An 18,347-nucleotide genomic window follows, 5' to 3' on the forward strand; every position below is an offset into this window, starting at 1 on the left:
GCCCGCTACATTATGCCCATGCAAGGCGAAGAAACCATCACCGTCGAAGATGCCGTGCAGGTGCTGGCCCTGGTCGGCGACCTCAGCATGGGCTTGCCGCCGGATCACTCGATCCGCACGGCGCGCCTGGCCGCGCGCCTGGCGCAGGAAAACGGCGATGCGGTGGATGCCTGCAGCGCCACGCGCCTGGTGGCGCTGCTGCGCTGGTCGGGCAGCACCGCCACGGCGAGCGGCTTCGCCAACCTGCTGGGCGACGACGTCGCCGGGCGCCTGGCGATGGTCACGCGCGCCCTGCCCGGCAATCCCAACCTGACCTTGCCGAACGTGCTGCCGCTGGCGCACACGCAGTGCGAGGTGGCGGGCGACATCGCGGTATCGCTGCAGCTGCCGCCCGCGGTCGAGGAAAGCCTGCGCCACCTGTTCGGCGGCGCCCGCCGCGGCGACATGCAGGACGTGCTGTTCGCGCCGAACATCCCGCGCTCGGTGTTCTACGTGCGCCTGGCCGGCGACCTGGAAATGCTGGCGCCCGCACACGGCACCGGCGGCGCCCTGCGCCTGATCGGCGAGCGCGCCGGCGTCAAGTATCCGGTATCGCTGGTACAGCGCCTGGCGCCGCATGCGCAGGCCTGGCTGGACGAACTCGGCGAGCCGACCTGCGCCGCCGACTATTCCGGCCACGACCGCCTGGTCGCACTGAGCATCGTGGCCGACGTGATCGAACTGAAGCTGCCCTGGCTGGCCGGCTACTCGCGCCGCGTGGCCGCGCTGGCGCGCCGCAGCGCGGGATTGGCCGGGATGCTGGCGCTCGAGGAGCGGCCGCTGGTGCGCGCCGCGCTGCTGCACGGCATCGGCCGGGTGACGGTGCCGAACCCGGTGTGGACGCGGCCCGGCAAGCTGGCGCCGGCCGACTGGCTGAAGGTGCGCCAGGTGCCGTTCTGGACCGCGCGCGCCGGCGCCCAGCTGCCGGCGATCGGCGCCGACGCCGCGCTCGGCTCGCTGGTCTACGAACGCCTGGACGGCAGCGGCTACTACCGCAAGCTGCGCGCGGATCGCCTCGGCATGCAGGAGCGCTTGCTGGCCACGGCAGCCGCCTGGACTGCGCTGCGCGCGCCGCGGCCGTGGCGCGCGGCGCATGGCGAGGCGGCGGCGGCGACCCTGCTGACGGCGCAGGCGGCCGCCGGACGCTTCGACCGCCATGCGGTGGCGGCGGTGATCGCGGCGGCGCAGGCGGCGCGCAGCCCGGCGCCGGTACGCGATGCGCTGCTGTCCGAGCGCGAGATCGAAGTGCTGCGCCACATCAGCCTGGGCGAAACCAGCCGCGAAGCGGCGCGCGCCATGCGCATCAGTCCGGCCAGCGTGCACAGCCACGTCGAGACCATCTTCGAGAAACTGCGATCGAGATCGCGTCCGGCGATGACGCTCAAGGCCTTGGCGCGCGGGTTGATTTGATCGGGTGCGGCGGCCGCGTCAATCGGTATGCAGCTGCGTCGTGGCCGCGTTCATCTTGCCTTCGCAAACCATCGGGACGATGCGCAGCGCCTTGTCGATGGCTTCCTCGATCAGCGACTGCTCTTCGCGGCGCGGGCGGTGCAGCACGAAGTCGGCCACGTTCTGCTGCAGGTTCAGGGTGCGCGGGTGGCCGATGCCCAGGCGCAGGCGCCAGTAATCCTGGGTGCCGAGGCTTGACGTGATGTCCTTCAGCCCGTTGTGTCCACCGGAAGAACCGCCGCGCTTGAGCTTGGCCGCGCCGGGCGGCAGGTCGAGTTCGTCGTGCACCACCAGGATTTCTTCCGGCGCCACCTTGAAGAAGCGCGCCAGCGCGCCCACCGACTGGCCGGAACGGTTCATGAAGGTCAGCGGTTCCAGCAGCCACACGTCCTTGCCGGCAATCGAGGTCTTGGCGACCATGGCGTTGAAGCGCGACTCGCGTTGCAGGTGGCAGCCGGGCAAAGAATGGGCGAGGTTGTCGACCAGCCAGAAGCCGGCGTTGTGGCGGGTTTGTTCGTATTCCGGGCCGGGGTTGCCGAGGCCGACGATCAGGCGGATGTGCATGAATGGGTTTGATCTGCGTATAAAACCCGATTATCGCGGAAAACCGCCGGCGCCAGATGCCAAAAAACCCGCCGGACGCGCGTCGGGCGGGTTTTTCTTGTCGCCGGCATCGCCACCGCGCGAGGCGGCGGCGTCATGCAGGTCGATTACTCGGCAGCCGGGGTGTCGGCTGCATCGGCCGACACCACGCCGGCCGGGATGGCGGCGGTAGCGACGGTCAGGTTCTGGCCGTGGGTCAGCGCGGTCACGCCTTCCGGCAGGGACAGGTCGTTCACGTGGATCGAGCCGCCGGCTTCCAGGTTGCTCAGGTCGACGTTGATGAATTCCGGCAGTTGGCCCGGCAGGCAGGACACTTCCAGTTCGTTCAGCACGTGCGACACGACGGCGCCGCTCAGCTTGACGGCCGGCGAGGTCTCGGCGTTGACGAAGTGCAGGGCCACCTTGGTGTGAACCGGCTGCGATGCGTCGACGCGCTGGAAGTCGATGTGCAGGACCAGTTGCTTGTATGCGTGCATCTGGAAGTCGCGCAGCAGGACTTGCTGGGCTTGACCGTCGATTTCCAGGTCCAGCACGGCGCCGTGGAAGGCTTCTTTCTTCAGTGCGTGCCAGATGGCGTTGCCGTCGACGGCGATCAGTTGCGGGGCAGCGGCGCCACCGTAGATGATGCCCGGGGTCTGGCCGGCTTTACGCAGGCGGCGGCTCGCTCCGGTCCCCTGCTGTTCGCGGGTAAATGCGACTACTTTCATGTGAAACTCCAGTGGTATGGGTCCGAATGCCGGTTCGTGCCGGCCCGGTAACCCGGTTGTGGACGCCCCCGCGACCAGGGGCTTCCGTGGATGAGCGCATATGCGCTCGAGAATTCTCTAGCCGTCGTCCCCGCGAAGGCGGGGACCCAAGCTGACGCTGCGTGGTTGCCGGCGTTGGCGGTTTCGTTCAGCTCAGCATGGGTCCCCGCCTGCGCGGGGACGACGGGGTAACTTGCCGGCTTACTTAGTCGACGAACAGCGAAATGACCGAGTCGCCCTTGACGATGCGCTTGAAGGTCTCCGCCAGCAGCGGCGCGCACGACACCTGGCGGATCTTGCCGCAGGCCTGGCCGGCCGCGCTCAGCGGAATGGTGTCGGTCACGACCAGCTCGTCCAGCGGCGAATTGGTGATGCGGTCGATCGCCGGGCCGGACAGGACCGGGTGCGTGCAGTACGCCACCACCTTCTTGGCGCCGCGTTCCTTCAGCACTTCGGCGGCCTTGGTCAGCGTGCCGGCGGTGTCGACCATGTCGTCCATGATCACGCAGTTGCGGCCTTCGACCTCGCCGATGATGTTCATGACTTCCGACACGTTCGCCTTCGGGCGGCGCTTGTCGATGATCGCCAGGTCGCAGCCGAGGCGCTTGGCCAGCGCACGGGCGCGCACCACGCCGCCGACGTCCGGCGACACGACCAGCAGGTCGTCGTAGTTGCGCTTCTGCAGGTCGCCCAGCAGCAGCGGCGATGCGTAGATGTTATCGACCGGAATATCGAAGAAGCCCTGGATCTGGTCGGCGTGCAGGTCCATGATCAGGACGCGCTCGACGCCGGCCTCTTCCAGCATGTTGGCCACCACCTTGGCCGAGATCGCCACGCGCGCCGAACGCGGGCGGCGGTCCTGGCGGGCATAACCGAAGTACGGAATCGCCGCGGTGATGCGGCCCGCCGATGCGCGCTTGAGAGCGTCGACCATCAGCATGATTTCCATGAGGCTGTCGTTGGTGGGAGCGCAGGTCGATTGCAGCACGAAGACATCCTTGCCGCGGACGTTCTCGTTGATTTCGACCATGACTTCGCCGTCGGAGAACTTCGACACCACGGCTTTACCGAGGGGAATACCGAGGCTTTTTGCGACCCCTTCTGCTAGCGCCGGATTGGCATTGCCGGTAAAAACCATCAGGTTTTCGTAAGCCATGGGAGTCCCAGAAGTGTGTGCGTTGAAAGAACTTTGAAAAGACGCCAATCGCGCGATGCTGATTAACGCTATACCACAAAAAAAATGGGCCGCAAGAGCGGCGCCATTTTATTTTTACCTGACCGCGCTCAAGGTCGACAGGTCGGTAAAAGAAACTTTGGCAGGGGAACAAGGATTCGAACCTTGGTATGCCGGAATCAAAATCCGGTGCCTTAACCAGCTTGGCGATTCCCCTACACTGAAACTGACAGCTTGTTGCTGCATTCGATCATTATATCGTCTAACGCTGCAACAGGCAAAATTTTATTCTACAACTCGTTGATTTGCAAGAGCGATTTCATCGGATGTTGGTTCAGCGCCTTGGCTTTCCACGCTTTCCACCGCGCCGGCACCTGCTTCCGTACCCGCTCGGCTTCTTGCTCACTGGAAAACGCGCAAAACACACACGCTCCGGAACCAGTCATCCTGGCCGCTCCATAGCCACTCAACCATTCGACCGCCTCGGCTACCGGCGGGAACAGGCGGGTCGCCACGTCCTGCAAATCATTCTTTCCGAACCCGCTCAGAGTATCTTGCTCATCCTGTGTTCTGGAAAAGTCCGATATTGTGATGGGTTTCGTGTTTCTTGTCAAATCCGGCGCGGTAAAAATTGCGGCGGTGGGCACCGACACCCCCGGCTCCACCACGACATACCAGCAATCCGGCCCATCCACGGCGCGCAGCGCCTCCCCTACCCCTTCGGCGAATGCGGTCCGGCCGAACAGGAAGAACGGGATGTCGGCGCCGAGCGGCAAGCCCAGCACCATCAGTTCGGCATCGCTCAACCCGGCCTGCCACAGGTGGTTGGCCGCCATCAAGGCGGTGGCCGCGTCGGACGAGCCGCCGCCCAGGCCGCCGCCCATCGGCAGACGCTTGTCGATGGCGACGTCGATGCCGGGCGGCGGGCGGCCGTGGCGGCGTTCGTATTCACCACGCAGCGCGTGCAGCGCGCGCACGATCAGGTCCGACTCGGCCGGCACCCCGGGTACGTCGCTGGTGCGCACGATGCGGCCGTCGCCGCGCAGGTCGAAGTGCAGGGTGTCGCCGTGGTCGATCAGCTGGAACACCGACTGCAGCAGGTGGTAGCCGTCCGCACGGCGGCCGGTCACGTGCAGGAACAGGTTCAATTTGGCCGGTGCCGGGCAATGGTGCAGGCGCGCGCGCGCCTGCGGATCGATCGGGGCGCCCATGCTCAATTCACCGGATCGATGACGATGCGTATCGCCAGCTCGTCGCTCGTGACGGTGGCGCTGCGGTCGGCACTGACGATGCGCGGCATGGCCCCCCCGATCCCCTGGCGCCGTCCTGCCATTCGACGAAGCGCAGGTTCCAGCCGTCGCTGGTGAACACGGTATTGTTGGCCGGCGAGGCGGTAAAACGCTTGCCGCCGGCATCGGTGGCGTAACCCTGCAGCCAGTCGCTCAGGCCGGCCACCGGCAGCGACCAGCCGAGCGCCTGCCGCGTCAGGCCATCGATGTCCTTGGCCACGCGCGGTTCGCGGCCGGATTGCGTCAGGGTGGCCGTTTGCGGCGTCACGTTGATCCGGGCGAGCGTCTGGCCGAGTTGCGACATCAGCGCGACATCGATGTTGCCGGGGCGCTGCGCCCAGGTGAAATTGCCGATGATGCGTTGTGGCTGGCCATCCTTCTGGTAAGTCACGGTGATGCGGCCGCCCAGGTCGATGGTGTCGCGGTAGGCGCCGGCCACGGCGGCCGGATTCGACAGGCGCGCCGTGCCGGTGGCGCAGCCGGCCAGCGTCATGCCCAGCATGGCGGCCACGGCCAGGGCGGGGAGGACACGGCGCGAACGAGGAAGAAGAATACGGATCGGCATCGGCAAACGGTCGTCGTAACGATAAAGTGGAATCAAGGCGTGATCTTAGCCGCAGCGGCGGCCGGGCGGCGGCGCGTTGCCCGCGCCGCCGGGGCGATCGATCCCGTTACAGGCTGGCGCCCAGGCGCGTCAGCGTGGTTTTCAAGGCATCGTTGTTCGGGTCCTTGGCCTGCGCTTCCTTCCACAGCTTGCGCGCCTCGCCCTGGTCGCCCTTCTTCCACAGCACTTCTCCCAGGTGCACGGCGATTTCCGGGTCGCTGCGCAGCGTGTAGGCCTGGCGCAGCTGCGCTTCGGCCGCGCTCAGGTTACCGAGGCGGTACTGCACCCAGCCCATGCTGTCCATGATGAACGGGTCGCCCGGCGCCATTTTCATGGCCTTGTCGATCAGGCCATAGGCTTCCTGCAGGCGCACGCCGCGCTCGGCCAGCGAATAGCCGAGGGCGTTGTAGGCATGCTGGTTGTCGGGCGCCTTGGCGATCACCTGGCGCAGCGTCTTTTCCATCACGTCGACCTTGCCCAGCTTTTCCGCCATCAAGGCGTAGTCGTACAGGAAGTCGGTGTTTTCCGGGAAGCGCCTGGTGCCCTGTTCCATCAGCTGGAACGCTTCCTGCGGCTTGCCGGCATCGCGCAGCAGCTGCGCCTCGACCAGCACGATCTGCGCCTGCTCGCCCTTGTCCTCGGTCTTGATGCCGGCCAGCTGCTTGCGCGCGCCGGGAACGTCGCCGCCCTTGGCGGTCAGCTGGGCGCGCCGCAGCGCCACGCTCAGCTGGATCTTCGGGTCTTCGCTGTCCAGGCGGTCGAGCCAGGCGATCGCGGCCGGCACGTCGCCGCGCTCCTCGGCCAGCTGCGACAGGATCAGCAATGCCTTGGCCGGATCGCGTTCGTCTTCCGGGCTCTTGTCCATCACGTCGACGAAGCGCGTGAAATAGCGCTCGGCGTCGCGCGGCTGGTTCATCTGCATCGCCAGGATGCCGAGCGCGTACAGGGTGGTCGGATTGTCCGGCTGGGCCTTGTCCAGCACCAGGAATTCCTGGCGCGCGGCCTCGAACTGCTTGTTGTTGACCAGCAGGCGCGCGTACGCCGCGCGCACTTCGCGCGCGTCCGCGTGCGCCGCCAGGAAGTCGCGCAGGATGACGGTGGCGCGCGCATCGTCCTCGCTCACCTGGGCCAGGGTCAGCACGGCGATCTCGGAATCCGGCTTGATGCGCAGCGCGGCCTGGGCTTCCTGCTGCGCCTGCGCCTTGGCGCCGCGCGCCAGCGCTGCCTGGGCCAGCACCACGTGGCTTTCCATCATGTTGCCGTAGGGCGCCACCAGGCGGGCGATGGCGGCCCCAGCCGCTTCCTTGTCGCGCGCGCGCAGCAGCAACTGCTGCATCTGGAACATCACCAGCCCGCGCGCCGCCGGGGTGGCCTCGGCCAGGCGCTGGGACAGCACTTTTTCCGCTTCCGGGAGGTTGTCGGACAGGATCACCAGCCCCAGATAGTACTGGTTGGCCTCGTCGGACGCCGGCGCCAGCTGGCGCCACAGGCGCACCGCGGCCAGCGCGTCGTCGGGCTGCTTGGCCGACAGCGCCATCTCGGTGGCGCGCTTGGCCAGGCGCGGGTCCTTGGTCTGCTGGGCCAGGCTCAACAGGGTGAGATACGGCCCTTGCCAGTCGCCGTTCTTGAAAGCCATCTCGGCCTTCATGAGCTGGTACATCATGGCGCTGGTCATGTTCACGTTCGGCAGTTTCTCGTCCGGCTGGGCGGCGTCGGACGCGCCGTTCTGCGCCGCTGCGCCAGCCTGGCCTGCGCCGGCCGGCGTACCGGCGGCGCCCTGCCGGCCGTCGGCGGCGAGCGGCTGGTTGAAGCCGTCCGAAGCCGGCTTCTGGCCGGGCGCCACGGCGCACGCCGACATCAATGCGGAGAGAGTTACAATGGCGAAAGCGTTTTTCAAGGCAAATCCCACGTCAATTAGGTTGTCCGATTCTACGCCCTTCGCCTGGTGCGCGTGCGCCGCTGCAACACGAATTTACATCGTTCCCCATTCTATCCATGCCTGAACTCCCGGAAGTCGAAGTCACCCGGCGCGGCGTCGCGCCGCACCTGGAACAGCGTATCGTCGAAGACGTCGTATTGCGTCGCGAAGGCTTGCGCTGGCCGTTTCCGCCCAACCTGCGCGAACTGCTGGTGGGGCGGCAGATCCTGTCCACCGGCCGGCGCGGCAAGTACCTGCTGATCCATTTCGAGCACGGCGTGCTGGTGGTCCACCTGGGCATGTCCGGCCACCTGCGCGTGCTGCCCGAAGGCACGCCCCTGAAAACTCACGACCACTTCGACCTGGTGGTCAACGGCCCGGAGGGACGGCAGGTATTGCGCCTGCACGACCCGCGCCGCTTCGGCGCCGTGCTGTGGCACGGCCACGACGACGGCGAACTGGCCCAGCACGCGCTGCTGCGCGGCCTGGGCGTGGAACCGCTGGAAGACGGTTTCGACGGAGCGCTGCTGTATGAGGCCACGCGCAACCGCAACGCGCCGATCAAGCAGGTGCTGCTGAGCGGCGACATCGTGGTCGGCGTCGGCAACATCTACGCCTGCGAAAGCCTGTTCCGCGCCGGCATCAACCCGAAGACCCCGGCCGGGCGCATCGGCCGCGCGCGCTACGACAAGCTGGCCGAGGCCATCCGCGTCATCCTGGCCGACGCCATCGTGTTGGGCGGCAGCACGCTGCGTGACTTTATTGCAGTAAATGGTCAATCGGGGTATTTCCAGGATACGTATTTCGTCTATGATCGTGCGGGAGTGCCTTGCCGCAACTGTGGGGCGCCGGTCCGCCAGATCAAGCAGGGCCAGCGCTCCACGTTTTATTGCGCGACCTGCCAAAAATAAGGCGGCGCGGCGGCGAGGAGAGAGAAAAGACATCGAGCGCCTCGCGCGCCAAGCGACCATGCAAGAGCTACAACACTACAGCGCCTGGCGCGCCGGCGTCGTCCGGGCGCTCGAGCACTACCGCGCCGCGGCGCAAGCCGCCGACCTGCTGGACGGCGCCGCCGAACAGCGCTTGTCTCGCGCGCTGGCGCGGGTGCGCGACGACCGTTTGTCGGTCGCCTTCGTCGCCGAGTTCTCGCGCGGCAAATCCGAGCTGATCAATGCGATCTTCTTCGCCGACTACGGCCAGCGCATCGTGCCGTCCAGCCCCGGCCGCACCACCATGTGCCCGACCGAGCTGGGCTGGGATGCGGCGCTGCCGCCCTGCATCCGCCTGCTGCCGATCGCCACCCGCGCCGAGCGCCTGCCGACCGGGGACTACCGCAACACCGGCGACTACCGCGAGGATGCCGGCGCCTGGACCGTACTGCCGCTCGACCTGGATTCGCCCGAGCGCATGCACGACACCTTCCGCCAGGTCAGCCTGACCCGCCGCGTACCCCAGGACGAAGCCTACCGCTACGGCCTGTTCGACGCCGACGATCCCGACCTGGCCGCGAGCGTGGATGCCGAGGGCCTGGTCGAGATCCCGCAATGGCGCCACGCGCTGATCAATTTCCCGCATCCGCTGCTGAAGCAAGGCCTGGTGATCCTGGACACGCCCGGCCTGAACGCCATCGGCACCGAGCCGGAGCTGACGCTGAACCTGATCCCCAACGCGCATGCGGTGCTGTTCATCCTGGCGGCCGAGACCGGCGTCACCAAGAGCGACATCGAGGTCTGGCGCAAGCACATCGGCGCGGCGTCGGAAAACGATGCGAGCCGCATCGTGGTGCTCAACAAGATCGACGCCATGTGGGACGAGCTGCAGAGCGAGCAAGCCAACGATGCCGCCATCGCGCGCCAGCAGGCGGTGGTGGCGCAGCTGCTCGGCGTGGGCGAACGCCAGGTATTCCCGGTGTCGGCCCAGAAGGGCCTGGTCGGCAAGATCAACGGCGACATGGCGCTGTTCGAGAAGAGCCGCATCGGCCAGCTGGAATCGGCGCTGTTCGACGGCCTGGTGCCGGCGCGGCGCGCCATCCTGCGCGCCGGCCTGCAGCAGGATGCCGAGGCGCTGGCGGCGGCGCGTCAGGCGCTCCTGGGCACGCGCCTGCGCGACCTGGTCGAGCAGGCGCAGGAACTGGAAAGCCTGCGCGGCAAGAACCAGGGCGTGATCGCCCACATGATGCGCCGCGTCGAACTGGAAAAGAAGGAATTCGACGCCAGCCTGTTCAAGCTGCAGGGCACGCGCGCGGTGTTCACCACCCTCTCCACGGAGCTGTACAGCACGGTCGGCATGGACGTGGCGCAGGCCCGCATCGATGCGGTGCGCGCGGCCATGCGGGCGGCGCGCTTCGCCACCGGCACGCGCGCGCCGGTGCGCGCCTTTTTCGATGCGGTGCGCGCAGACCTGGACGCCTCCGGCGCCAAGATCGGCGAAATCGGCGCCATGATGGACAGCATGTACCGCAAGTTCTCCGCCGAGCACGGGCTGGCGCTGGCGGTGCCGATGGCGCTGTCGCTGGCGCGCTACCGTGCCGAGATCGACGCCATCGAGGCGATCTACGTCAAGCAGTTCGGCGCGGCGACGCTGTTGATGAGCAGCCGCGGCGCCCTGCTGGAGCGCTTCGTCGATTCGATCGCCTCGCGCGTCAAACACAGTTTTCAAGCAGCCAACGCCGACGTCGAGGCCTGGCTGAAGGTGATCATGGCGCCGCTGGAGACGCAGATCCGCCAGCACCGCGAGCAGCTGCGCCACCGGCAGGCGTCGATCGGGCGCATCCACGACGCTACCGAGAGCCTGGAGCAGAAGATCGCCGCATTCGGGACCGCGCGGCACGCGCTGGAAGACGTCCAGGCGGGCCTGGATGCGGCCGGGGATGCGCTGGCGCGGGCGCTGGCGGCGGAACTGGGACCGGCTGCGGACGCGGCGGCCGCCGGCGTGTCCGCGCCCGCGCCTGAACACGCGCTGGCTGCCTTGTAGAAGCCACTCGGTGTACCCATTTGGCACGATGCCTGCGTATCGCTATCCGGCTAAATTTTGATAGCAGCAAGGCCGTCGTTCCCGCGCAGGCGGGAACCCATACGAAGCGTCCGAAGTCGCCATGCTCGACGCGTTTACCTTACTTCTGTTGCATCGTCCCTTGTTGCTCAGTATGGGGTAAAGAATGCCAGTGGCATTCTTTACCCTGCGCGGGGACGACGGATGACTCGAGAGATTTGATTTACACGACATGAAGCGATTCAACGAATCCGACATCGGCTCCCCTCACCGTGCCAGCCCGCCGCACGTGCACGACGACCTGGCAGACCCCGGCTTCTCGCGCGCCGTGATCGACTGGCAGCGCAGCCACGGCCGCCACGCCCTGCCCTGGCAGAACACGCACGACGCCTACCGCATCTGGCTGTCCGAGATCATGCTGCAGCAGACGCAGGTCGCCGCCGTGCTCGGCTACTACGCGCGCTTCCTGGAACGTTTTCCGACGGTGCAGGACCTGGCCGCGGCGCCGCAGGAAGACGTGATGCCGCACTGGAGCGGCCTGGGCTACTACACCCGCGCGCGCAATCTGCACGCCTGCGCCAGGCGCGTGGTGGCCGAGTACGGCGGCGTGTTCCCGAGCGATCCGGCGCTGCTGGCCGACCTGCCCGGCATCGGCCGTTCCACCGCCGCCGCGATCGCCGCCTTTTCCGCCGGCGTGCGCGCCGCCATCATGGACGGCAACGTCAAGCGCGTGTTCGCGCGCGTGTTCGGCATCGACCAGTATCCGGGCATCAAACCGGTCGAGGATGCGCTGTGGCGCCGCGCCGACGCCCTGCTGCCGCCCGGCGGGGACGGCATCGGCGCGTACACGCAGGGCTTGATGGACCTGGGCGCGACCCTGTGCACGCGTTCGCGTCCGGAGTGCGGGCGCTGCCCGCTGCAGGACCGCTGCGTGGCCTATGCTACCGGCCGCACCGCCGAACTGCCGGTGCGCAAGCCGAAAAAGGCGACGCCCGAAAAGCATGCGCAGATGCTGGTGGTGGTGGACGGCGGCCAGGTGTTGCTGGAGCAGCGCCCCGACAACGGCATCTGGGGCGGCTTGCTGTCGCTGCCGGAAGTCGGCGGGCACGTGGCCTTCGACGAGGAAGACGGCGGTCCCGACGCCGACGACGCCCTGCGCGGCGCGGCGCGCTTCGGCCAGGTCGACGAGATCGAGACCCTGCTGCCGCTGCAGCACGGCTTTACCCACTACCGCCTGCACATCCACCCCTACCGCGTCGCCCTGCGCGCGCGCGCCGCCACGCCGCCGCGCTGCCTGTGGTGGAGCCTGGCCGAGATCGACGCCGCGCCCTTGCCGGCGCCGATCAAGAAACTGCTGGGCCAGTTGGCGCGGCCCGGCCTGTTCGACTGACGGCCGGCCCGCCATGACGCGCGCGCAGCGCCTGCTCGCCCTGCTCCAAGCCCTGCGGCGGCGCCGTCTCGCGGTCAAGGGCGAGCAGCTGGCGGCGGAACTCGGCGTCAGCCTGCGCACCCTGTACCGCGACATCGCCACCCTGCGCGAGCAAGGCGCCCGCATCGAGGGCGAGCCCGGGCTCGGCTACGTGCTGCAGCCCGGCTTCCTGCTGCCGCCGCTGATGTTCACGCAGGACGAGATCGAAGCGCTGGTGCTGGGCGGGCGCTGGGTGGCCAGGCATGGCGACGCCCAGATCGCCGCGGCGGCGCGCGAGGCCGTCGCCAAGATCGCGGCGGTGCTGCCGCCGGCGGCGCGGCGCACGCTCGACACCACCGCCCTGCTGGTGGCCGGCGCCCGTGACCCGGTCCCCGAGGCGGACATGGCGCCGATCCGCGCCGCCATCCGCGCCGGGGTCAAGCTCGACTTTGCCTATTGCGCGGGCGACGGCGAAACCTCGCGGCGCACGGTGTGGCCGCTCGCGCTCGGCTTCATGGAACGCGTGCGCATGCTGGTCGCCTGGTGCGAACTGCGCCAGGATTACCGCCATTTCCGGCTCGACCGCATCGGCGACCTGCAGGTGAGCGGCGAGCGCTATCCGGGCGACCGCCACGCCATGCTGCGCGACTGGCATGCCAGCCAGGGCATTCCCGAGCAGGCTGCTGACGGAAGCTGACAGTGGCGCCGCCTAGACTGGTTCCATTCTCAACCACCGAAGGAGCCTGTCATGCCGCACCCGAGCTATTCCATTTTGTACGTCGCCGATCCCCAGGCCAGCGCGCCCCTGTACGCCGAGCTGCTGGATGCGCAGCCGGTCGACGCCTCTCCCACCTTCGTGCTGTTCGCGCTCGAGGGCGGCAAGATGCTGGGCCTGTGGACGCGCGCCGCCGTCCAGCCGCCCGTCGCGCAGGATGCCGCCAGCACCAGCGAACTCGCGTTCCGCGTGGCGGACACCGGCGCCGTCGATGCCCTGCACGACGCCTGGCGCGCACGCGGCCTGGCCATCCTGCAGGCGCCGCAGCAGGTGGATTTCGGCTACACCTTCCTGGCGGCCGATCCGGACGGCCACCGCCTGCGTGCCTTTGCCCGCAACGAATGAAATTCGGGGTCAGAGCACAAATTGTGCTCTGACCCCGAATTCGAATTGCATTTCGGATCTTGCCAAAAACCGGGCTCTGACCCCGGTTTGAGGGAGATCAAAGTTCGTCGAGGGAGTAGATGCGCCGGTGTTCCTTGATGGCGTAGCGGTCGGTCATGCCGGCGATGTAGTCGGCGATCTTGCGCGCTTGCTTGACCGGGTCGGCGGAGGCCACCTGGTAGTCGGGCGGCAGCAGCGCCGCTTCCTGCAGGAAGGCGTCGAACAGTTCGCGGATCACGCGGCTGGCCTTCACACGCATGCGGTTGACCTTGAAGTGGCGGTACAGGTTGGCGTGCAGGAAGCGCTTGAGGGCCGTGGTTTCGTCGCGCATGGCCTGCGAGAAGCGGATCAGGGGCGGGCCGGCGCGCACGTCGTCGATCGATTGCGGCGCGGCCGCGGCGATCAGCGCGGCCGAGGTCTCGACCAGGTCGGCCGTCATCGCCGTGATCATCAGGCGGATCACCTCGTACACTTCGCGCCGGCCCGGCAGGCCGGGATACTCGCGCACCACCTGGCGGCGCAGGCGCGCGAACAGGTCGACCTCTTCCATCTGCTGCATGGTGAGGAATCCGGAGCGCAGGCCGTCGTCGATGTCGTGGTTGTTGTAGGCGATTTCGTCGGCCAGGTTGGTTAGTTGCGCTTCGAGGCTGGGGCGCGTCCTGTCGATGAAGCGCTGGCCGAGCTCGCCCAGCTGGCGCGCATTCGCCAGCGAACAGTGCTTCAGGATGCCTTCGCGTGTCTCGAAAGTCAGGTTCAGGCCGTCGAAGGCGCCGTAATGCTCTTCCAGGTGGTCGACCACGCGCAGGCTCTGCAGGTTGTGCTCGAAGCCGCCGTAGTCCTGCATGCATTCGTTGAGCACGTCCTGGCCGACGTGGCCGAAGGGCGTGTGGCCGAGGTCGTGCGCCAGCGCGGTGGACTCGACCAGGTCTTCGTTCAGGCGCAGGCTGCGCGCCAGCGTGCGCGCGATCTGCGCCACCTCGATCGAGTGCGTCAGGCGGGTGCGGAACAGGTCGCCCTCGTGGTTGAGGAACACCTGCGTCTTGTATTCCAGGCGGCGGAATGCGGTCGAGTGGACGATGCGGTCGCGGTCGCGCTGGAATTCGCTTCTCGTGCCGGCCGCGGCTTCCGCGAAGCGGCGCCCGCGGCTCCTCGACGAGTGCGCCGCGTACGGCGCCAGGTGGGCGTCGAAGTCGATCATCACGCCGCCGCTCCCGGCACGGCGCCCGCGGCCGGCCCGACCGTCGCCGCCAGCGTCGCTTCCAGCAGGTCGCGCGGCGCGCCGGCGATGCTCGGGCTGCCCAGCGGTTTGAGCAGGATGAACTTGATCGCCCCGCCCTCGTTCTTCTTGTCGACTTCCATCAGCTCGATCCAGCGCGCCGCGCCCAGGTCGGGCGCCACGACCGGCAGTCCGGCCGCCTGCACCAGCGTGCGGATGCGCTCGACGGCGGCGTCGTCGACCAGGCCGAGGCGGCGCGACAAATCGGCCGCCATCACCATGCCGCAGCCGACCGCCTCGCCATGCAGCCAGACACCATATCCCATGCCGGCCTCGATCGCGTGGCCGAAGGTGTGGCCGAAGTTGAGCACGGCGCGCAGGCCGCCCTCGCGTTCGTCGCGGCGCACCACGTCGGCCTTGATCTCGCACGAGCGCGCGATCGCGTGCGCCAGCGCGGCGTGGTCGCGCGCTACCAGCTTGCCGATGTTGTGCTCGATCCAGTCGAAGAAGCCGGCGTCGAGGATGGCGCCGTGCTTGATCACCTCGGCCAGGCCGGCCGACAGTTCGCGCGCCGGCAGCGTGTCCAGCGTGGCGGTATCGGCGATCACGGCGCGCGGTTGATAAAAGGCGCCGATCATGTTCTTGCCGAGCGGGTGGTTGATGCCGGTCTTGCCGCCCACCGAGGAATCGACCTGCGCCAGCAGCGTGGTCGGGATCTGCACGAAGGGTACGCCGCGCATGTAGCTGGCGGCGGCGTAGCCGGTCAGGTCGCCGATCACGCCGCCGCCCAGCGCGACCAGCGTGGTCTTGCGGTCGCATTTATGCGCCAGCAGTGCGTCGAACACCAGGTTCAGGCTTTCCCAGTTTTTATACGCCTCGCCGTCGGGCAGGACGATCTCCACCACCTCGCGTCCGGCCGCGCGCAGCGGCGCCGCCACCTTGTCCAGGTACAGCGGGGCCACGGTGGTGTTGGTGACGATCGCCACCTTGGCATTGCCGCCGCCGATGTGGCGCGCCAGCAGTACATCGTCGTCGAGCAGGCCGCGGCCGATCACGATCGGGTAGCTGCGCTCGCCCAGGTCGACGTCGAGGGAAATGGATGCGTGTTCGTTCATGGTGATTCTTGCCTTGCGTGCGTGCGCCGCGTGCAGCGCCTCGATCTGGTCCAGGATGGTTTGCACCATCGATTGTACGTTAGGGCGGCCGGTGTCGATGACCAGGTCGGCGATCTCGCGGTACAGCGGCTCGCGCTGCGCGGTCAGGTCTTCCAGCTTCTTGCGCGGGTCGGCGGTCTGCAGCAGTGGCCGGTTGCGGTCGTGCGCGGTGCGCAGCAGGATGCTGTGCACGCTGGCGCGCAGGTAGACCACGGTGCCGCGGCCGGCCAGCAGCGCGCGGCTGCCCGGGTCGAGCACGGCGCCGCCGCCGGTGGCCAGCACGATGCCCTGGCGCGCCGTCAGTTCGCGGATGACGTCGGCCTCGCGCCGGCGGAAGCTGGCCTCGCCCTCGATCTCGAAGATCCACGGGATCGTGGCGCCGGTGCGCGCTTCGATTTCATGGTCGGAGTCGACGAACGTCATCCCCAGCCGCCGCGCCAGCAGGCGGCCGATGGTGGTCTTGCCGGCGCCCATCAGGCCGACCAGGAAAATATTGTTATTCTTGCATTCAGGCACTGTTTTCCGTCGCTCAAAATGCGGACGGCCAGGATAACCTGGCCGCCGCGTGTCATTCGGTCGCCCCGCGCGGGGCTGGCTCGTTATTTACGGGCAGATGAACGACAGTTTAAACGGAATACTGATTCCAATCCCGCTTGGCGAAGTGACATTCACGTTGAACGTGGTCGACTTGGCCACGCAGGTCGTGGTATTGCCGCTCGAAATGCTGAACGTGTGGGTATAGCCCTGCGACGCGGCCAGGTTGGCGCCGCTCACGTCGTCGACACCGCTGGCGGTGTGCGGCGCCACGCTCGGGACGGTGGCCGGGAATACGGCGCCGGCATTGCCGTTGACCACGTTCGTGACCTCGACCTTGGTGCCGGCCGGCATCGGGTTGTTGTTCAAGTCCTCGAAGCGCAGCGTGAAGTTCTTGGTCGACAGGCCATTGATCGAGCCGAGGTCGATGCCGCCGCTGAATGCGGTGGCGGTGCCGTCCAGGTACAGATAGGTGAGGTGGCCGTCGCTGAAGAAGATGCCGGTCTTGGCGAACACGGTGTTGGTGCCGTCGGTCGAGCTGGCGCAGATGGTGGCCAGGCCGCGGCGCGTGCTGTCCGGGCTGGAACCCGATCCGGTGTTGCACGGCGTGACCGGCGTGTTGGCCGCCGGCAGGCGCGGATTCTGCGCGCGGAAGTCGACCGAGCAACCGCCGTTGACGGTGTTGCAGCCGCCCTTGTCGGCCGAACCGACCGAGCCCATGTTGGTCTGGAACACCACCGGGGTGCCGTCCGGCACCGGGTTGCCGAAGGCGTCGGCCAGCAGCACCTGCAGGCGGGTGGCCGGCACGGTCGGGCTGCTGTCGATGCTCCAGCCCTCGACGTTGAAGGAACCCGTGCTCAGCGAGAACGAGCGCTGTACCGGCAGGCCGGTGGTGACGACGATCGAGTCGGACAGGGTCGAGATGTCGGCGCCGCCGCCCGTGGCGGTGCCCGGCAGGGTCGCCTGCACGCGGAACGAGGTCGGCGTGCTGCCCGAATTGACGGTGGTGACCACGCTGCCGGTGGCGTCGGTGGTGTCGCTGGCCTTGTTGATGGTGACGTACGGCGAGGCGGTGCTGAAGTTGACCGCCTTGCCGGCCAGGGCGTTGCCGAAGATGTCGACCACCTTGAAGCTCAGGGTCGCGGTTTCGGTGCGGCCGTTGCCGCCCTGGCCCTTGATCACGATCGACTGGTTGGTCGGGGTGGCGCTCACGAACTGCACCGAGGCGGCGCTCGGCGGCGCGATGGTCAGGGCGGCGGTGGCGGCCTTCGACACGCCGTCGGCCGAGACCGTGATGGTGTCGTTGTTGGCGCAGCCCTTGTCGCGGTAGACGGTCTGGGCGGTGCCGTTGTTGGTGGCCACCACGGCCGACAGCGTGGCCTTGCCCGCGGTGACGCAGGCCGAGCTGAAGTTGACGTTGACCTGCTGGTCGGTGTACTTGGCGGAACCGGCCAGCACGTCCACCGACAGCACGGTGGAGCCGTAGGCCTGCAGGCTGGCCGGGGATGCCGACAGCGTGCCGAACGACAGCGTGGTGGCGCCGACCGAATAGTTGCCGGTGCCGGTGACGGCGCTGCCGGCCACGCTGCTGCTGGCGGTGACAGTGCCGGCGCCGCCGGCGCCCAGGCTGGCGGCGCGCAGGGTGACGCTGGCCACGCCGCTGGCGTCGGTCAGCGCGGTGCCGGCGCTGGGCGTGAAGGTGGCCAACGTGGCGTCGGTGGCGAAGGTGACGATCGCGTTCGGCACCGGTTTCTTGTCCTTGTCCAGCACGGTCGCCTTGACCGTCAGCGGGGTGGGGCCGGTGAGCGCGTTGCTGGCGCTGCCGCCGGCATTGGTGAAGGCCACGCTGACGGTCGGGGCCGCGGTCACGGCGGTGCCGGTGCCGCTGGAGCCGCTGCCGCTGCTGCCGGTCACGCTGCCGGGATTGCCGCCGCCGCCGCCGCAGGCGCTCAGCAGCAGCGCTGCCATGAGCGCAGTGACTTGTACGGTAACGCGGGCGCCGCGACGGCGCGTGGACTGTTGGTTGACGTTTTTCATCTCATTACTTGTTGTTGGTTATTCTT

The 18,347-nt window shown here is 68.0% G+C and carries 15 protein-coding genes and 1 tRNA gene; 6 read left to right on the forward strand and 10 right to left on the reverse strand.

Annotation, left to right across the window (positions count from 1 at the left end; all coding sequences use genetic code 11):
* The first annotated feature begins 18 nt into the window (after nt 1-18).
* Nucleotides 19-1,449 (forward strand): HD domain-containing phosphohydrolase, encoded by a 1,431-nt coding sequence (locus HH212_RS06035; protein WP_229217596.1) that lies wholly within the window; start codon nt 19-21, stop codon nt 1,447-1,449.
* An 18-nt stretch (nt 1,450-1,467) separates the two neighbouring features.
* Here the strand turns inward: HH212_RS06035 and pth are convergent, their stop codons facing one another.
* The 7 genes from pth to HH212_RS06070 all read right to left on the reverse strand — a co-directional run bounded on the left by pth (nt 1,468) and on the right by HH212_RS06070 (nt 7,801).
* Nucleotides 1,468-2,052, reverse strand: a complete 585-nt coding sequence (pth, locus tag HH212_RS06040; protein ID WP_169434602.1) for an aminoacyl-tRNA hydrolase — start codon at nt 2,050-2,052, stop codon at nt 1,468-1,470.
* 146 nt (nt 2,053-2,198) lie between these two features.
* Entirely contained in the window at nt 2,199-2,798 is a 600-nt protein-coding gene (locus tag HH212_RS06045) for a 50S ribosomal protein L25/general stress protein Ctc (protein WP_169434603.1), read from the reverse strand.
* Nucleotides 2,799-3,042: 244 nt separating this feature from the next.
* Entirely contained in the window at nt 3,043-3,993 is a 951-nt protein-coding gene (locus tag HH212_RS06050) for a ribose-phosphate pyrophosphokinase (protein WP_169434604.1), read from the reverse strand.
* 158 nt (nt 3,994-4,151) lie between these two features.
* Nucleotides 4,152-4,228 (reverse strand) — tRNA-Gln (locus HH212_RS06055).
* Between the two features lie 73 nt (nt 4,229-4,301).
* Entirely contained in the window at nt 4,302-5,222 is a 921-nt protein-coding gene (gene ispE / locus HH212_RS06060) for a 4-(cytidine 5'-diphospho)-2-C-methyl-D-erythritol kinase (RefSeq protein WP_169434605.1), read from the reverse strand.
* 7 nt (nt 5,223-5,229) lie between these two features.
* Entirely contained in the window at nt 5,230-5,865 is a 636-nt protein-coding gene (locus HH212_RS06065) for an outer membrane lipoprotein LolB (protein WP_229217597.1), read from the reverse strand.
* Between the two features lie 106 nt (nt 5,866-5,971).
* The gene (locus HH212_RS06070) at nt 5,972-7,801 is read right to left on the reverse strand and encodes a tetratricopeptide repeat protein (protein ID WP_169434606.1); all 1,830 of its coding nucleotides are present in this window, start codon (nt 7,799-7,801) and stop codon (nt 5,972-5,974) included.
* 98 nt (nt 7,802-7,899) lie between these two features.
* Between HH212_RS06070 and mutM the strand changes: the two genes are divergently transcribed.
* The 5 genes from mutM to HH212_RS06095 all read left to right on the forward strand — a co-directional run bounded on the left by mutM (nt 7,900) and on the right by HH212_RS06095 (nt 13,341).
* On the forward strand, nt 7,900-8,733 hold the full coding sequence (gene mutM, locus HH212_RS06075) for a bifunctional DNA-formamidopyrimidine glycosylase/DNA-(apurinic or apyrimidinic site) lyase (protein WP_169434607.1): 834 nt from the start codon (nt 7,900-7,902) through the stop codon (nt 8,731-8,733).
* Nucleotides 8,734-8,791: 58 nt separating this feature from the next.
* The gene (locus HH212_RS06080; protein ID WP_169434608.1) at nt 8,792-10,795 is read left to right on the forward strand and encodes a dynamin family protein; all 2,004 of its coding nucleotides are present in this window, start codon (nt 8,792-8,794) and stop codon (nt 10,793-10,795) included.
* Nucleotides 10,796-11,045: 250 nt separating this feature from the next.
* On the forward strand, nt 11,046-12,203 hold the full coding sequence (gene mutY / locus HH212_RS06085; protein ID WP_169434609.1) for an A/G-specific adenine glycosylase: 1,158 nt from the start codon (nt 11,046-11,048) through the stop codon (nt 12,201-12,203).
* A gap of 13 nt (nt 12,204-12,216) precedes the next feature.
* Nucleotides 12,217-12,918: a helix-turn-helix transcriptional regulator gene (locus tag HH212_RS06090; protein WP_169434610.1), complete on the forward strand. Its 702-nt coding sequence runs from the start codon at nt 12,217-12,219 to the stop codon at nt 12,916-12,918.
* A gap of 51 nt (nt 12,919-12,969) precedes the next feature.
* A complete protein-coding gene (locus HH212_RS06095) occupies nt 12,970-13,341 on the forward strand; it encodes a VOC family protein (protein ID WP_169434611.1) in 372 nt (123 codons plus the stop codon).
* Nucleotides 13,342-13,438: 97 nt separating this feature from the next.
* Here the strand turns inward: HH212_RS06095 and HH212_RS06100 are convergent, their stop codons facing one another.
* The 3 genes from HH212_RS06100 to HH212_RS06110 form a co-directional block, all read right to left on the reverse strand.
* Nucleotides 13,439-14,578: a deoxyguanosinetriphosphate triphosphohydrolase gene (locus HH212_RS06100; protein WP_170205296.1), complete on the reverse strand. Its 1,140-nt coding sequence runs from the start codon at nt 14,576-14,578 to the stop codon at nt 13,439-13,441.
* Complete coding sequence (gene aroKB, locus HH212_RS06105) at nt 14,578-16,224, reverse strand: bifunctional shikimate kinase/3-dehydroquinate synthase AroKB (RefSeq protein ID WP_229217721.1); 1,647 nt, start codon at nt 16,222-16,224, stop codon at nt 14,578-14,580. The genes HH212_RS06100 and aroKB overlap by 1 nt, the downstream gene beginning before the upstream one ends.
* Before the next feature lie 129 nt (nt 16,225-16,353).
* Nucleotides 16,354-18,252: an Ig-like domain-containing protein gene (locus tag HH212_RS06110; protein WP_169434613.1), complete on the reverse strand. Its 1,899-nt coding sequence runs from the start codon at nt 18,250-18,252 to the stop codon at nt 16,354-16,356.
* Nucleotides 18,253-18,347: the final 95 nt, after the last annotated feature.

Source organism: Massilia forsythiae, assembly GCF_012849555.1.
Taxonomy (GTDB): domain Bacteria; phylum Pseudomonadota; class Gammaproteobacteria; order Burkholderiales; family Burkholderiaceae_D; genus Telluria; species Telluria forsythiae.

Excerpts from the sequence above, each read along its gene's own strand:
- HH212_RS06110 (WP_169434613.1), bottom strand. The coding sequence starts at position 18,252 with ATGGCAGCGCTGCTGCTGAGCGCCTGCGGCGGCGGCGGCGGCAATCCC.
- ispE (WP_169434605.1), bottom strand. The coding sequence starts at position 5,222 with ATGGGCGCCCCGATCGATCCGCAGGCGCGCGCGCGCCTGCACCATTGC.
- HH212_RS06080 (WP_169434608.1), top strand. The coding sequence starts at position 8,792 with ATGCAAGAGCTACAACACTACAGCGCCTGGCGCGCCGGCGTCGTCCGG.
- HH212_RS06090 (WP_169434610.1), top strand. The coding sequence starts at position 12,217 with ATGACGCGCGCGCAGCGCCTGCTCGCCCTGCTCCAAGCCCTGCGGCGG.
- HH212_RS06100 (WP_170205296.1), bottom strand. The coding sequence starts at position 14,578 with ATGATCGACTTCGACGCCCACCTGGCGCCGTACGCGGCGCACTCGTCG.
- aroKB (WP_229217721.1), bottom strand. The coding sequence starts at position 16,224 with ATGGGCGCCGGCAAGACCACCATCGGCCGCCTGCTGGCGCGGCGGCTG.
- HH212_RS06045 (WP_169434603.1), bottom strand. The coding sequence starts at position 2,798 with ATGAAAGTAGTCGCATTTACCCGCGAACAGCAGGGGACCGGAGCGAGC.
- HH212_RS06095 (WP_169434611.1), top strand. The coding sequence starts at position 12,970 with ATGCCGCACCCGAGCTATTCCATTTTGTACGTCGCCGATCCCCAGGCC.
- HH212_RS06065 (WP_229217597.1), bottom strand. The coding sequence starts at position 5,865 with ATGCCGATCCGTATTCTTCTTCCTCGTTCGCGCCGTGTCCTCCCCGCC.
- pth (WP_169434602.1), bottom strand. The coding sequence starts at position 2,052 with ATGCACATCCGCCTGATCGTCGGCCTCGGCAACCCCGGCCCGGAATAC.
- HH212_RS06035 (WP_229217596.1), top strand. The coding sequence starts at position 19 with ATGCAAGGCGAAGAAACCATCACCGTCGAAGATGCCGTGCAGGTGCTG.
- mutY (WP_169434609.1), top strand. The coding sequence starts at position 11,046 with ATGAAGCGATTCAACGAATCCGACATCGGCTCCCCTCACCGTGCCAGC.
- HH212_RS06050 (WP_169434604.1), bottom strand. The coding sequence starts at position 3,993 with ATGGCTTACGAAAACCTGATGGTTTTTACCGGCAATGCCAATCCGGCG.
- mutM (WP_169434607.1), top strand. The coding sequence starts at position 7,900 with ATGCCTGAACTCCCGGAAGTCGAAGTCACCCGGCGCGGCGTCGCGCCG.